Source organism: Arthrobacter sp. NPDC057259 (assembly GCF_042668995.1).
Taxonomy (GTDB): domain Bacteria; phylum Actinomycetota; class Actinomycetes; order Actinomycetales; family Micrococcaceae; genus Arthrobacter.
The window spans coordinates 82,512-96,455 of record NZ_JBHUYA010000003.1 but is presented as its reverse complement, the minus strand read 5'-3'; the positions used below and the strand labels follow the sequence as shown (position 1 = coordinate 96,455).

At 65.4% G+C, this 13,944-nt stretch carries 12 protein-coding genes; 5 read left to right on the top strand and 7 right to left on the bottom strand.

Going from position 1 to position 13,944, the window contains the following annotated elements; all coding sequences use genetic code 11:
• Positions 1-10: 10 nt before the first annotated feature.
• The 6 genes from ACFUCU_RS06335 to ACFUCU_RS06310 all read right to left on the bottom strand — a co-directional run bounded on the left by ACFUCU_RS06335 (position 11) and on the right by ACFUCU_RS06310 (position 7,384).
• Complete coding sequence (locus ACFUCU_RS06335) at positions 11-433, bottom strand: heat shock protein transcriptional repressor HspR (RefSeq protein ID WP_377971461.1); 423 nt, start codon at positions 431-433, stop codon at positions 11-13.
• A gap of 9 nt (positions 434-442) precedes the next feature.
• The gene (locus ACFUCU_RS06330; protein ID WP_290256372.1) at positions 443-1,423 is read right to left on the bottom strand and encodes a DnaJ C-terminal domain-containing protein; all 981 of its coding nucleotides are present in this window, start codon (positions 1,421-1,423) and stop codon (positions 443-445) included.
• Positions 1,424-1,692: 269 nt separating this feature from the next.
• Positions 1,693-2,340 (bottom strand): nucleotide exchange factor GrpE, encoded by a 648-nt coding sequence (locus ACFUCU_RS06325; RefSeq protein WP_290256373.1) that lies wholly within the window; start codon positions 2,338-2,340, stop codon positions 1,693-1,695.
• 2 nt (positions 2,341-2,342) lie between these two features.
• Entirely contained in the window at positions 2,343-4,199 is a 1,857-nt protein-coding gene (dnaK, locus tag ACFUCU_RS06320; RefSeq protein ID WP_290256374.1) for a molecular chaperone DnaK, read from the bottom strand.
• 378 nt (positions 4,200-4,577) lie between these two features.
• Positions 4,578-4,994, bottom strand: coding sequence for a hypothetical protein (locus ACFUCU_RS06315; protein WP_290256375.1), 417 nt, complete (start codon positions 4,992-4,994; stop codon positions 4,578-4,580).
• Between the two features lie 182 nt (positions 4,995-5,176).
• Positions 5,177-7,384 carry an MMPL family transporter gene (locus ACFUCU_RS06310; RefSeq protein ID WP_377971458.1) on the bottom strand — a complete coding sequence of 736 codons (2,208 nt, stop codon included), beginning with the start codon at positions 7,382-7,384 and terminating at the stop codon, positions 5,177-5,179.
• 190 nt (positions 7,385-7,574) lie between these two features.
• On the opposite strand from ACFUCU_RS06310, the gene ACFUCU_RS06305 reads away from it, so the two are divergent.
• Together ACFUCU_RS06305 and ACFUCU_RS06300 are read left to right on the top strand one after the other, a co-directional pair.
• Positions 7,575-8,066 (top strand): MarR family winged helix-turn-helix transcriptional regulator, encoded by a 492-nt coding sequence (locus tag ACFUCU_RS06305; protein ID WP_377971456.1) that lies wholly within the window; start codon positions 7,575-7,577, stop codon positions 8,064-8,066.
• 9 nt (positions 8,067-8,075) lie between these two features.
• A complete protein-coding gene (locus ACFUCU_RS06300) occupies positions 8,076-8,891 on the top strand; it encodes a methyltransferase domain-containing protein (protein WP_377971454.1) in 816 nt (271 codons plus the stop codon).
• Positions 8,892-9,070: 179 nt separating this feature from the next.
• Here the strand turns inward: ACFUCU_RS06300 and ACFUCU_RS06295 are convergent, their stop codons facing one another.
• Entirely contained in the window at positions 9,071-9,802 is a 732-nt protein-coding gene (locus ACFUCU_RS06295; protein WP_377971452.1) for an SDR family NAD(P)-dependent oxidoreductase, read from the bottom strand.
• 288 nt (positions 9,803-10,090) lie between these two features.
• Here ACFUCU_RS06295 and ACFUCU_RS06290 point away from each other — a divergent pair, with 288 nt between their 5' ends.
• From ACFUCU_RS06290 to ACFUCU_RS06280, 3 genes are all read left to right on the top strand, one after another.
• Entirely contained in the window at positions 10,091-11,287 is a 1,197-nt protein-coding gene (locus ACFUCU_RS06290; protein WP_377971451.1) for a hypothetical protein, read from the top strand.
• A gap of 139 nt (positions 11,288-11,426) precedes the next feature.
• Complete coding sequence (locus ACFUCU_RS06285; RefSeq protein WP_377971449.1) at positions 11,427-12,827, top strand: hypothetical protein; 1,401 nt, start codon at positions 11,427-11,429, stop codon at positions 12,825-12,827.
• Positions 12,828-13,695: 868 nt separating this feature from the next.
• Positions 13,696-13,845 (top strand): hypothetical protein, encoded by a 150-nt coding sequence (locus tag ACFUCU_RS06280; protein WP_377971447.1) that lies wholly within the window; start codon positions 13,696-13,698, stop codon positions 13,843-13,845.
• Positions 13,846-13,944 lie beyond the last annotated feature (99 nt).

Sequence of the window (13,944 nt, the reverse complement as noted above, 5' to 3'; positions counted from 1 at the left end):
CCTAGGCGGGTCAGGAGTTGTCGCGGGGGCGCCAGACGACGAGGGCCTGGGAGCGGGGGCGGGGCCGCTGGCCACGGGCGAGCGTGACCACATCGCCCGCAGCGCCGGCGGCGAAGATCCGGGAATCCAGCGGCTGCCGGCGGCGGCTGAGTTCCTCGGTGAGTTCGGCGACCCGGTGTTGCAGGGCCGCGACCTGGTTCTCCAGCTGCAGGATCCGCTTGATGCCCTCGAGCGAGACGCCTTCCTGGGAAAGCCGCTGCACCTCGCGGAGCATGTTCACGTCCCGCTGCGAGTACCGGCGGGACTTCCCGGGGGCGCGGCTGGGCGAGACGATGCCGAGCCGGTCGTACTGGCGCAGCGTCTGCGGGTGCATGTCCGCCAGCTCAGCGGCGACCGAGATGACGAAGATCGGCTGATCGAACTCGATGTCCATGGCTGGACCCTACAGCCGGGCCTTGGCTGCCAGGCCCGCGCGGACGTCCTCGCCGGCGGTGGCCGCGGCGAACGCCTTGACGGCGTCCTCGGCCTCCTTGGTCAGCTTCTTGGGGACGGCGACGTCGATGGTGACGAGCAGGTCGCCGGTGGCCTTGCTGTGCTTGACGCCGCGGCCCTTGACCCGGAGCGTCCGGCCGGTGGGGGTTCCCGCGGGAACCCGGACCCGGACCTTGTCGCCGTCGAGCGTCGGAACCTCAATGTCCGCGCCCAGGGCCGCCTCGGGGAAGGTGACCGGGACGTGGATGCGCAGGTTGTCGCCGTCGCGGGTGTAGAAATCGTGCGGCTTGACCGAGACGGTGACCATCAGGTCGCCGTTGCCGGCGGGGCCGTACTGGCCCTTGCCGCGGACCCGGACCTTCTGGCCGTCCTTGATGCCGGCGGGGATGCGGACGTCGATGACCTCGCCGTCGGGTTCGCGCAGGCCGATGGTGGTGCCGCGGATGGAACCGGCGAAGGAGATGCTGGTGGACGCGGTCCGGTCCGCGCCCTTCTGCGGGCCGCGCTGGAAGGACTGGCCACCGCCGAAACCGCCGCCGCCGAACAGGTCGGCGAATTCGGGCGGGATGCCGCCGGCGGTGCTGTAGCCGCCGGAGTGGCGGCCGCCACCGCCGGTGAAGAGGCCGCCGAAGAGGTCCTCGAAGCCGGCCCCGCCGCCGGGCTGTCCCGCACCGCCGGGGGCGAACCGGGCGCCGCCGCCCATCGCGCGGATAGCGTCGTACTGCTGGCGCTCATCGGCGTCGGAGAGCACGGAATAGGCCTCGGAGATGTCCTTGAACTTCTTCTCCGACGCGGTATCCCCGGCGTTGGTATCCGGGTGGTGCTGCCGGGCGAGCTTCCGGTAGGCCTTCTTAATGTCGGCGTCGGAAGCGTCCTTGGCGACACCAAGGATCTTGTAAAAGTCCTTGTCGACCCAGTCCTGGCTGGCCACTGGCGTTTCCTTTCAAAAGTCGTACAGAGTGCGCTTCGCAAACGATGGGCCCCCGCCCCTTCGCCGGGTGGCTGGGGATCTGCGATCCCCAGCCACCCGGCTCCGACAGGCCCGAAGCCACTCCCGGGGCCCATCGTCTGCTGCGCGCTTTGTGTCCACTCACCTTAGGCGAGAAGACCGCGGGCGCGGAGGCCGGATATGGGGCGGCGGTGTGGAGGGCACCGCGAAGCGGGCACCGCCCCATATCCGGCGTAGCGCCAGGTTCCCAACTACGCCGGGACGGACACGATCACTTGGGCGGCACGCAGGACCCGGTCGCCGGACTTGTAGCCCGAGCGGAGGACCTGGCTGACCGTGTCGGTTTCGACGTCGGCGCCGGGCTGCTGGATGAGGGCCTCGTGGATCGTGGGGTCGAACTCCACGCCGGTCTCATCGATGCGCACCAGACCGTAGGTCTTGAGCGCGTTCTCCAGCTTCGCGGCGATCGCGGCGAACGGGCCGTCGGCCAGGTCGCCGTGCTGCCGGGCGGCGTCGACGTCGTCCAGCACCGGGAGCAGGGAGTTCAGGACGCCGATGACGGCCATCTCCCCTGCTACGGCGCGGTCGCGTTCGACGCGCTTGCGGTAGTTGACGTACTCGGCCTGCAGGCGGCGGAGGTCGTTCTTCAATTCCTCCGCCTCCCCGGCGTCGACGCCCTGCGCCACGGATTCCGCGGCCGGGACGTCCACGCTGTTGAGGATGTCCTCGGCCTGGGACAGTGCGTCCCCGGATCCGGACTCCGCCGCGGCATGTTCCTGGTCCGGGTGCCGGGCCTGTCCGGTCTTCGGATCAACCTTGCGGTTGTCGTGGACCACCGGCTTCTGGCTCTCGTCCGGGCCCTCGCCGCCGTGCTCTGCTTCGTTACCGTGGTGCGGCATGATTACTTCTTCTCGTCTTCGTCAACGATCTCGGCGTCGACGATGTCCTCGTCGGAAGCCTTCTCGCCGGCCGGGGCACCTTCGGCACCGGCGGCACCCTCAGCGGCACCTGCCTGGGCGTAGATGGCCTCGCCGAGCTTGGTCTGGGAAGCCTGCAGCTTCTCAAACGCGGCCTTGACGGCGGCGTCGTCCGTGCCTTCAAGCGCCTTCTTCAGCTCGTCGACGTCGCCCTGGACCTCGGTCTTGACCTCTTCGGGCAGCTTGTCCGCGTTGTCGGCGATCAGCTTGTCCACGGAGTAGGCGAGCTGCTCGGCGGTGTTGCGGGTGTCGGTCGCCTCGCGGCGGGCCTTGTCCTCGGCTGCGTGCTCCTCGGCGTCACGGACCATGCGGTCGATGTCTTCCTTGGAGAGGCTGGAACCGCCGGTGATGGTCATCGACTGCTCCTTGCCGGTGCCCTTGTCCTTGGCGGAGACGTGGACGATGCCGTTGGCGTCGATGTCGAAGGTGACCTCGACCTGCGGCACACCGCGCGGGGCCGGTGCGATGCCGGTCAGTTCGAACGTGCCCAGCGGCTTGTTGTCGCGGGTGAATTCACGCTCGCCCTGGAAGACCTGGATGGCCACGGACGGCTGGTTGTCATCAGCCGTGGTGAAGGTCTCGGACCGCTTGGTGGGGATGGCGGTGTTGCGCTCGATCAGGTGCGTCATGACGCCGCCCTTGGTTTCGATACCGAGGGAGAGCGGGGTGACGTCGATCAGCAGCACGTCCTTGCGTTCGCCCTTGAGGACGCCGGCCTGCAGTGCGGCGCCGACGGCGACGACCTCGTCCGGGTTGACGCCCTTGTTGGGCTCCTTGCCGCCGGCCAGTTCCTTGACCAGCTCGGAGACGGCGGGCATACGGGTGGAGCCGCCGACGAGCACGATGTGGTCGATGTCGGAGAGCTTAATGCCGGCTTCCTTGATGACGTCGTGGAACGGCTTCTTGGTGCGCTCCAGCAGGTCCTTGGTCAGGTCCTGGAACTTGGCGCGGGTCAGCTGCTCGTCCAGGTGGACCGGGCCGTCGGGGGTGACGGAGAGGTACTGAAGGGAGACGTTGGTGCTGGAGGAGGAGGACAGTTCCTTCTTGGCCTGCTCGGCAGCCTCGCGGAGGCGCTGCAGGGCGATCTTGTCCTTGGAGAGGTCGATGCCCTTGACCTTGAGCTGGTTCAGCAGGTAGTCAACGACGCGCTGGTCCCAGTCGTCGCCGCCTAGGCGGTTGTCACCGGCGGTGGCGCGGACCTGGATGGTGGAGAAGTCGTCCTCGTCCTTGCCAACTTCGAGCAGGGAGACGTCGAAGGTGCCGCCGCCGAGGTCGAAGACGAGGATGAGTTCGTCTTCCTTGCCCTTGTCCAGGCCGTAGGCCAGGGCGGCCGCGGTGGGCTCGTTGACGATGCGCAGGACCTTCAGGCCGGCGATCTCGCCGGCTTCCTTGGTGGCCTGGCGCTCGGCGTCGTTGAAGTAGGCCGGAACGGTGATGACCGCGTCGGTGACCTTTTCGCCCAGGTAGGACTCGGCGTCGTTCTTGAGCTTCATGAGGATACGGGCGGAGATTTCCTGCGCCGTGTACTTCTTGTCATCGATGCTCATGGTCCAGTCGGTGCCCATGTGGCGCTTGACCGACGAGATGGTGCGGTCGATGTTGTTGACGGCCTGGCGCTTGGCGATTTCGCCGACCAGGACCTCGCCGGACTTGGAGAACGCAACGACCGACGGCGTGGTGCGGCCGCCCTCGGCGTTGGCAATGACGGTGGGCTCGCCACCTTCGAGAACGGAAACAACGGAGTTGGTGGTTCCGAGGTCAATACCTACTGCTCGTGACATGTGTGGCTTCCTTCTTTCCTTGGAAACGTGCTGCCCCCGGCCATCGGGCGGAGGCCCGGCGACCGGGAGTGAACCCGGGATCGAGCCCGTCGATTGTCGAGGCGCGCCCACTTGTTGAGCGCTCTGCACTCAAGTCTACGCAGGCTCATTCCGATGTCAATCCAAAGTTGAGTCGCATCCGCTCAACTTTGGACAACGGTGCGGATTTCGACCGCGACGGCGGCGCTGAGGTCGGCGGTTTTGTCCCGCCAAACCCCGGGATTCCGCGGATTTCGTCGCCACTGCGATTTCGCCTGTGCGCAGGGCGGGTGCCCCGGCGGATGTTTCGCTCTGCGAGAACGGTCCCGCCGGGCCCGCTTGAAAAGTCCTTCTGCGCGCCTAACGTCCGGTTTCGTCGTCGCGACGCTCGTCGCCGCGGGCCGCTTCGCCCGCTGCCCGGTGGCCGGTGGCGCCCGCTGCGCCGTAGTCGCCCTCTTCGTATTCGCCCTCGACGCCGGCGACGGCATCGGGGCCCGTGGCGCCGGCGCGGCCGTAGTCACCCTCGGGGTAGTCGCCTTCCTCGGCGCCGACCGCGGAGCCGGTGGCAACGCCGGCCTTGCCGTAGTCACCCTCGGCGTATTCGCCCTCCGGGGCGCCGGCCGGGTTCTCCCCGGTCACGCCGGCGTTGCCGTAGTCGCCCTCGACGTACTGGCCGGCGTCGGCCTCAAGGCCCGTCTCCTCGGCGGCAGGGGCGGCCGCATCATGCCGCGCTTCTTCTGCTGCCGTTCGATCAAACTCACCGTGATTGTCAGACATGGGTGGATCCCTCCTGCAGGCGTGCGCGCCCGCTCGGGCGCAGGGGCAGTCTATCGAGGGACCCCGGGCGGCGACAGGGCCGTTTCCCTGCGCCGGGGATGCCCTTAACCAGGCAGCCGCCGCCACGGCTGCCTGGCGGGGGGAACCAGGAGCGGAGACGGCGGCTGCGGCCGGGGGGGGTCTTAGCGGACTCCCGCCTCTGCGGATTCCGGCTCGGGCTGGGAGACCTGGGCCCGCGCCGCACGGTCCGTCTCCGCCCGGCCCAGCTTGCTGGGCCACCAGATCCGGTGTCCCAGGTCGTACGCCAGGGCGGGTACCAGCAGGGACCGGACCAGGACCGTGTCCAGCAGCACGCCGAAGGCCACGATGAAGGCCAGCTGCACCAGGAACATGATGGGGATGACGCCCAGGGCGGCGAAGGTGGCGGCGAGGACCACGCCGGCGGAGGTGATGACCCCGCCGGTCACGCCCAGGCCGCGCAGGATTCCCGGCCGGGTGCCGTGCTTGATGGACTCCTCGCGAACCCTACTCATCAGGAAGATGTTGTAGTCCACGCCCAGGGCCACGAGGAACACGAAACCGAAGAGCGGCACGGTGGCATCCGCCCCGGGGAAGCCGAAGACGTGGTTGAACACGACCGCGGAGACACCCATCGCGGCGCCGTAGGAGAGGACCACCGAGGCCACCAGCAGCACCGGTGCCAGGACGGAGCGGAGCAGCAGCATCAGGATGACCAGGATGACGGCCAGGACCACCGGGATGATGGTGACGAGGTCGCGCTGGGCCGTGGTGTTGGTGTCCAGCGCCGTGGCCGTGACCCCGCCGACGAGCGCGCCGCTGTCGATGGTCTTGAGTTCCTTGCGGAGCTCGACGACGACGTTCTCGGCCTCGTTGGAGTCGGCCGCGTCGTTCAGGGTGGCGTTGATGAGGACCCGGCCGTCACGGACCGCCGGTTCGGTGGCGGCACCGGGGGCGCCGGGGATCACCGGGGCGCCCCCGTCGGCCACCAGGTAGGCATCGCCGACGCCGTTGGTGTCCTTGGTCTTGGCCAGCACGTCCTGGGCCTTGGCCTGGTCGGTGACGATCACCGCGGGGCTGCCGCTGCCGGCGTCGAAGTGGCGTGCCAGAGCCTTCTGGCCGTCCACCGCGTTGGAGGCGGAGAGGATGACGGCGGTCTGCGGGACGCCGTTGGCCTTGAGCTGGAGCACGCCCGCGGCGGCGACCACCAGCAGCAGGACCGAGGCCACCCAGACGGTGCGCGGGCGCCGGGAAACCAGCGTGCCGGTGGCCCGCCACAGGCCCTTCTGGCCCTCGAGGCCGGTGACGAATTCCGGCTCGCGCTCCTCCTCGGGGAGCACCTTGGGCCGGAATGGCCAGAACGCGGTGCGGCCGAGGAGCGCCATCATGGCCGGCAGCAGGGTAAGGGCGGCGAAGAGCGAGCAGAGGATGCCCGCGGCTGCCACCGGGCCCAGAGCCTTGTTCGAATTCAAGTCGGAGAAGAGCAGGCACAGGAGGGCGATGATCACCGTGGCGCCGGAGGCCAGGATCGGCTCCCACGCGGCCTTCCACGCGGTGAGGGCGGCGGCGGTGCGGTTGGTGGTGTGCGTCAGGGCCTCGCGGAACCGTGCCACGTAAAGCAGGGCGTAGTCCGTCGCGGCGCCGATGACCAGAATGGACAGGATGCCCTGGCTCTGGCCGTTGAGCTGGATCCAGCCCAGTTTGGCCATGCCGAAGACCAGCAGGATGGCGGCGCAGAGGGCGAACACGGACGTGAACAGCACCGCGATTGGCAGCAGCAGGGACCGGTAGACCACCAGGAGGATCACGAACACGGCCCCGAGCGCCACGAGCAGGAGGATGCCGTCGATGCCACCGAAGGCGCTGACCAGGTCAGCGGTGAGACCCGCCGGTCCGGTGACGAAGGTCTGCATGCCCTCCGGGGCGGAGGCCTTGACCTCGTCGCGGACCTCCTTGATCACGTTCTTGACCTCGTCGGAGGAGGCGATCGGGACCACGAACTGCACAGCCTTGGCGTCCTTGGAGGGGATCGGCCCGATCACGCTGCTGCCGGCCTTCAGCTCCTCCAGCTTGCCCTTGAGTGCGGCGGCCTGGCCGAGCTGGGCGGGGGTGAACGCAGCGTCGCTTTCGATCACGACGACGGCCGGGATCTCCTTGGAGTCGCGGAACTTGGCCTGCCAATCCTGCGCCTCCGTGGCCTCGGCGCCGGCCGGAAGGAAGGAGGCTTGGTCGTTGGAGGAGACTTCGCTTAGCCGGCCGAAGGTGGGGCCGCCGATGCCGGCGATGGCCAGCCAAGTGACCACCAGCAGGACGGGCACCAGCCAGCGGAGCCAGAACGGTACACGGGTTGAGTTTTGCCGCTTGGATTTCATGGCGTCCTTCTCTGGGGGCGGTACGGAGTAGACTTCAGTAAATCATAGATTATCTCCATGATGGATATAAGTGTCTGGCTAGATATCTTGGTGCGGATTTCCTGCCCGGGACCCGTCCAGCCCCCTGGAGTAAACTCCGTGGGGCGCCAGGTGCGCCGGGGGACGAAACGCAGGAGGAGGTGAGCGGCCAGTGTTAGCAGAGATTCCACCGCAGGGCGGCCCCGGGGAGCCGTCGCCGCTGGTCCGGCTGCTCCAGGAGTTCAGCCTGGAGGCCAACCGCTACGTCGACGCCGCCGGCGCCCGCAACGACATGCACCGGACGGACCTCAACGCCCTGTCCGTGATCATGGAGCACACCGCCAAGAACCAGGTGGTCACGCCCGGGGTGCTGCGCCGGGAACTGCACCTCAGCTCCCCCGCCACCACGGCCCTCATCGACCGGCTGGACCGCTCCGGCCACGTGGTGCGGGAACGTCAGGGCACGGACCGCCGGCAGGTCCAGTTGAGGATGACGGCCAAGGCCTTCGAGGACGGCGGCGCCATGTTCCTGCCGCTGGCCCGCCACATGGGGGCCGCAATGGAACGCTTCACCCCGGAGGAGCTGGAGGTGGCCACCCGGTTCCTGACCGCGATGATCGCCGCCACGGTCCGGGCAGGCGAGGAAGCGGCCGGAAGCGCGTAGCCTGTGTCCATGAGCGCCGAACAGCCCGAGGATGTCTATACACACGGCCATCACGAATCCGTGGTCCGCGCCCACGCGTCGCGCACGGCGGAGAACTCCGCGGCGTTCATACTCCCGCAACTGACTCCGGGGGTTTCGGTGCTCGACGTCGGCTGCGGCCCGGGCAGTATCACGTGCGACTTTGCCGCACTGGTGGCGCCCGGGGAGGTGACCGGGCTGGACCGCTCGGCCGAGGTGATCGCCCACGCCTCCGCCCTGGCCGCCGAACGCGGCACCGCCAACGCCCGCTTCGTGGCCGGCAACCTCTACGACCTGGACTTCGACGACGAAAGCTTCGACGTCGTCCACGCCCACCAGGTTTTGCAGCACCTCACCGACCCGGTGGCCGCGCTGCGGGAAATGCGGCGGGTGGCCAAGGCCGGGGGCATCGTCGCCGCCCGCGACGCCGATTTCCACGGCATGAGCTGGTACCCGGCCGTCCCGGAACTGGACGAATGGATGGAGCTGTATAAGCGGATAGCCCGTCGGAACGGCGCGGAACCGGACGCCGGGCGGCGGCTGGTGTCCTGGGCGCAGTCCGCCGGCTTCACCGACGTCGCGCCCTCCAGCAGCAACTGGCTCTACGCCACCGGCCAGACCCGGCGCTGGCAGGCCCGGGTGTGGGGCGAACGGGTGCTGCATTCCTCCTTCGCGGAGCAGGCGGTGGAGTACGGCTTCGCCACACCCGCGGATCTGGCCCGGATCTCCGCGGGCTGGCACCGCTGGGGATCCACCGACGACGGCTGGTTCCTGATCCCCAACGGCGAGATCATCGCCCGCGCCTGAGGTCGCCAGCGCCAGACGCGTTCACCCAAGCACCGAGTCCGGGACCGGCGACGGCTATCGCATGCTCGACAAACTACTTGTCGTGGCCAGGCTTTAGGGGATCAAGGCTTTGCAACAGTCTGGCCGGACGGTGCTGCGGGCGTCTCCGACGCTTCTGAACTGTGCTTGGCAGATGACGACTACAGGCCGCCGGCGACCCTCAGCGTCGCGCCCGTCGTGTAGGCCGCGTCCGGAGAGATAAGCCAGGCGACTGCCCCAGCAATTTCTTCAGGCACACCAGCGCGGCCCAAGGGAACCGATTTTGCGATTTTCGCGGGACGCTGTCGGTCCTGGTGAAAGTCGGTCCAGACGGTGCCGGGCTCAACGCAGTTCACACGAATGCCCAAAGGGGCGAGCTCTTTGGAGAGACCCACGCTGAGGGCGGCGACCCCTGCTTTCGCCGCGGCATAGTGAACGTACGTGCCGGGGCTTCCCAAGGTCGACGCCGCTGACCCAATGAGGACGAGGCTGCCCTGCGTAACGCTGAGGTACCCAATCGCCGCATGACTGGTCAGGATGGCGCCGAGAAGGTTCACTTCAAGATCGCGGCGAATAGCAGACGTGTTGAGATCGACGAGAGGACCCACTGCGCGTACGGCGCCGGCCGCAGCAACGACTCCCGTCAGCTCCCCGAGCGCCTGCCCCGCCCGGAAAAAATCGCCGATCGAGGCCTCATCGGTGACATCGACAGCTGCGATAACAGCATCCCGGCCTCGTGCCCGAACACGCTGCGCCACTTCCAGGGCCGCGGCCTCGTCAGTATGGAAACCAATCAGGACATCGTGACCGTCGGCCGCCAGTCGATCAACGATGGCTGCGCCAATCCCGCGGGAACCCCCAATCACAGCGGTGATTGCTCGAGAACTACCCATGACCTCATTCTCACCGCAGCGGAGAGAAGCCCAAAATTATTCGAAATTCCGGATTCCCAGAACCACTCCCCGGTGTCTCCAATCCCTAGGGTTTGAGGCACTGAGGTTATGAGACATATCGCGTCGAATTGAAATATCGCAGGCCTACATCCACGTTCCCCGAGGCCGGCTAAGCCTGGCCACTGGCTGAAGGATTTTTACCCAAATGGGAAGTCCTGAATCAGGTCGACACACTCAACTCCCCTTCATTAGCAGCAAATAGCGTTGGTAGGAGTACGAGTGGGATAGTTGGCGATCATGGAAAGCATGTCAGTCTCAGCCTCATGGGAGCAGACCCGAAGGGAGCTATTGCTCGAATTAGCGGCGCTACCGTCCGAGGGCGATGTCGTTCAGTGGCAGCGGCGCTTGGCTGACGCGATCATCGCATCGGAAAGCCCAGGGATCGGCACCGACAAGGCAGAAGCGAAACGGCACCGGCATTTGTTGCGCGTGATCGTTGACGGGTTGGTGCACCAATTACTACCCGAGCACACTATCCGATCGCTGTCGCGCCATCCTGGTCCGCCGGCGTCTCTGTCGGGGCAAGGAGTCGACTTCGATTTCGTTTTCGAGCAAGCCAGAGGACTCCGCAGCCTCGGCTTCATTCCGATTATTGCGGACCTAACGACTCTTATTGGTGTCGGCGACATCGTGGGCTGGAACGGTGATGGCGTTGTGGTGCTGGAATGCAAGAACCGGCCGGTCCCGTCGCGCCAGGCTACGACCGGGCGATTGGCGCGGCAACGTCAACGCGGCGAACAGGTCGAAACTTATTTGACTACCAGCTCTGTTGACGAAGGCGACTCTGTTCGCCGGGCGTACACGATGTCTCTGCCGTCTCCGGACTGGGCCGCTGTCGCCGACCTGCTTAACCGGTGTGATGACTCGAGCTCCGGAGTTGCCGTCTATTCCCTCGGGCATGATGACATTCTGGTTGCTGCGACGTCGCAGGCGACCCCGGAACAAGTGGGCGAGCTGATGCGCGATTCCATAGAGTCGATGAGCCCAGCGCTTGCCTTCTACTCGGACCTGATAAATACCGCCAGCTTCAGGTTTATGGCCCCTTCGAGTTACCCGGTAGGAGGAGACCAACGATGGCGGCTACTCGAGGGCCACCTATACCTAATCAGGGTTATTGACATGAGTGGGTTCGCCGCAGAGTTCGTCCATGAGGGTGCCGTAATCAATTTAGTGCCGGAGCGATCTGGGGGGCGCCAAACGCTGCGAATCGATATAGACGGCTCGGAGTACACAAGGGTGACGCACCAACTCACCGAGCTATGTCTATGGACTCCGACGCCTTTAGCAGCGATGCGGGAAACTCTCATTGACTACGCTCGGACATTGGTCAAGGAGCGAGAAACGGCAGCTGTTGATAGCCAAGATGGGCCGCCTCTCGCTTCGGGAGACAAATTCCTGTACGCCACCGTATACCGGCCCGAGTAGCGCAATCCACCGCCCATCCGAAATTCACAGCCGCGAGTCTGAGGAATCATCCAGGGGTCGGCTACACCAATTTTGCAGCTCGATGGCGGACACGCCCCCTCGACTTCGCCCCAGTGCACGAAGCCTGTAGAAATAGTTGATGACCACGGATGAGCCTGACTACTTCCTTTTCATCGGAGACGCTGACAGCGAATCAGCTACAACGAAATTGAGGTCGAGCGGTGTCCTGTATCACCAGAAACTGCTCAGCTCGAAGCCCGAAAATTGGGCAAGAATCGTCACCATGGTTACTTCGCCTCACTGTCGTGGTGCCGTGGTCGTCCTGAGACGCAACGATTACGAGTCAATGTGCAAGCCCGAGTATGAAGAAGCATCTAGGGCACTCTTGGATGCCCTCTCCCACCGTTCACACGTGGTTCTCGTGCATGAAGCAGTGTTCCTTACCGACGCGCAACGCGCGGCCAACGACGTCCCGACAAACGAGCGTGGGAGGGAGAACGTCGTCCCCCCAGGGCTTAGCGATGAGGACCACGTCTACTTGGAATCTCTGAGGGAGGAATGGGAGGATCCCTTTAGAGCGATCGACGACGCTACGCGGGAACAGGTGAACGCTATGTTGAGGGATCGTCAACTCAACGTCTTTCCTTACCGCACTAACGTCGAACGTTCGATCATCGCAAGCGGGTTCTTGGAAGATAATGAGCGGCATCTCCTTTTCCGCTTCTACGTCCCCAGCGGCCGTCTCTACGCGCAAGAGGCGGAGGCTCTCCTCGGCCTCTTCCGCGAATGGCTTGGCCAAACGGGCCACAGCCGCGTCCGCCAGGAAGGCTACAGCACCGCGGCCGGACAGGTGTTCGAATTCTTCAGCGGCAACGGCCAGCCTGAGGGTGGACTGAGCAGCTACTTCAAGGATTTCTCCTCCTTCCTGGGGGACTGCGTGGCGACGCCAGCGACCGCTGTCGCCCAGCTGATCGCGAACGGCGTAGCCGAGGACGCAGCAACAATCATTGTGTCGCGCTATGCGACCCGGGCGCGCCGTCTCAGCCTCGACCTCAAGCAACGACGGGAGGAGCGGATGCTGAGCTTGAAGCACGAACTCGAGAACATCGTCCTTGAGGTCGATGGGCTGACCAGTGGAAAAATAGAGGCTGTTTTAGACGAGTTACTTCCGCCGCCGGCGACTATCGGGGTTATAGAGGGTCCAAGGACCAACCCAAGCCCTTCGTTAACTGTCAATAATTTCAATCCTCAGTTTGTCAACGAGGTCATGGGTCCGGTTGTCCAAAATATCGCCGGAACTGTCAACCTTGGAATCGAAGCGAAACAGTTGCTAGAACTCATAGCGACCTTCGGCGGCCACGAGCGCACTCAACTGGAAACCGCGGTTCACGAGCTGGAGGACAGCGGTGCGCGAGGGACCGATCGTGTGGCGGCGCGCGGTCGTCTTAAGCGTTTCCTAGCGGACCTCGGCAACCGCGGGCTCGGCGTGGGCCTGACCATCCTACAAAAATACGTGGAACACAAGATCGGCGTCTCTTAGACGGTAACCAGACACCCATCGCAAAGAAGTATTAGAGCGGGTCGTTGAAAGTGCAGCCAGCACCGATTCTTCCTTCCGTCCCTGGCCTTTAGTTGCACGTTTACCGCACACTGCTGGGCACGGTGCGGTGCCCTAATCTCTACCCTGACCGTCTCATAACCCATGGGATACGAGACGTCTCGCCGGTGCCGACCAGTCCCGAAACGGCGATGCCCCTAATTCCGCTGATTCTCAGGAAACATCCCGGCGCCCGCGATTCTCATAACTACGTCACATAACTGTCTGGGCGAATCGGCGTATCCATTGTTAGTTATGAGACGCCTTGTAGTCAGGTAAGGCGAGACTGATCGGCTACTGCGCTTTTCGGCGCGGCCGCAGTCAAATGACCGGCAACAGGCAGACCGTCTGGCATCCGACGCCCGTCGGGATGACCCTTTTGTCGACCACGGCGTCTCGGGGTCAGGCGTCGCCACCTCAGTTGGACCGGGCACTGGACGCGCTGGTCGAGGGCGTCACCCTCGTCATCACCACTCAGGACTGGCACGACGCTCCACCCAGAACACGTTTGCCTTCGCCGACGCACTCCGGACCCGCGGTGCCAGCCACTGGATCCTGAACCTTCGCGGGAGCGACGTCGACACCTCACCCGTACTCAGTCATGCAGGGGTTCGCGGGCCAGCCGGCTTCCTCGGTCATGCTGTACTCGTTGCCCGTATCGGCCCTCCCTGCCTCTGCCTCAGTGCAGTGTTCGCCTCATTACTAAAGCCGGATTCCTAACCAGGCGACTTCGCTCCTTACTGTGGTCAGCGGCCGCAAGGAAGTTCCATGAGAGGCTGACATGAATTGCAGCAACTAGCTGGGGGAAACAATGCTTTCAATCGTCATGTCCGTGGTCGTATTTGTCGTGCCGGTGGCGGTGATCATCTTTGCCTTGTACTGGATCATCCGTATGGGCGTAAAGCACGGGCTGAGGTCCTACTACGCAGAGCGGAACCAGGAAGCGGAGACCTCCATCTAGGGTCCCTCCCTGAACTGCCGCTTAGTGTGTCTGCGCCCGCGCGAGCGCAGGGCGCGCAGGGAACCCCCGGCGCCTGAGCGGCCGCACCTGCACAGGAAC

Excerpts from the sequence above, each read along its gene's own strand:
- ACFUCU_RS06310 (WP_377971458.1), bottom strand. The coding sequence starts at position 7,384 with ATGAAATCCAAGCGGCAAAACTCAACCCGTGTACCGTTCTGGCTCCGC.
- ACFUCU_RS06300 (WP_377971454.1), top strand. The coding sequence starts at position 8,076 with ATGAGCGCCGAACAGCCCGAGGATGTCTATACACACGGCCATCACGAA.
- ACFUCU_RS06335 (WP_377971461.1), bottom strand. The coding sequence starts at position 433 with ATGGACATCGAGTTCGATCAGCCGATCTTCGTCATCTCGGTCGCCGCT.
- ACFUCU_RS06315 (WP_290256375.1), bottom strand. The coding sequence starts at position 4,994 with ATGTCTGACAATCACGGTGAGTTTGATCGAACGGCAGCAGAAGAAGCG.
- ACFUCU_RS06285 (WP_377971449.1), top strand. The coding sequence starts at position 11,427 with ATGACCACGGATGAGCCTGACTACTTCCTTTTCATCGGAGACGCTGAC.
- ACFUCU_RS06295 (WP_377971452.1), bottom strand. The coding sequence starts at position 9,802 with ATGGGTAGTTCTCGAGCAATCACCGCTGTGATTGGGGGTTCCCGCGGG.
- ACFUCU_RS06325 (WP_290256373.1), bottom strand. The coding sequence starts at position 2,340 with ATGCCGCACCACGGTAACGAAGCAGAGCACGGCGGCGAGGGCCCGGAC.
- ACFUCU_RS06280 (WP_377971447.1), top strand. The coding sequence starts at position 13,696 with ATGCTTTCAATCGTCATGTCCGTGGTCGTATTTGTCGTGCCGGTGGCG.
- dnaK (WP_290256374.1), bottom strand. The coding sequence starts at position 4,199 with ATGTCACGAGCAGTAGGTATTGACCTCGGAACCACCAACTCCGTTGTT.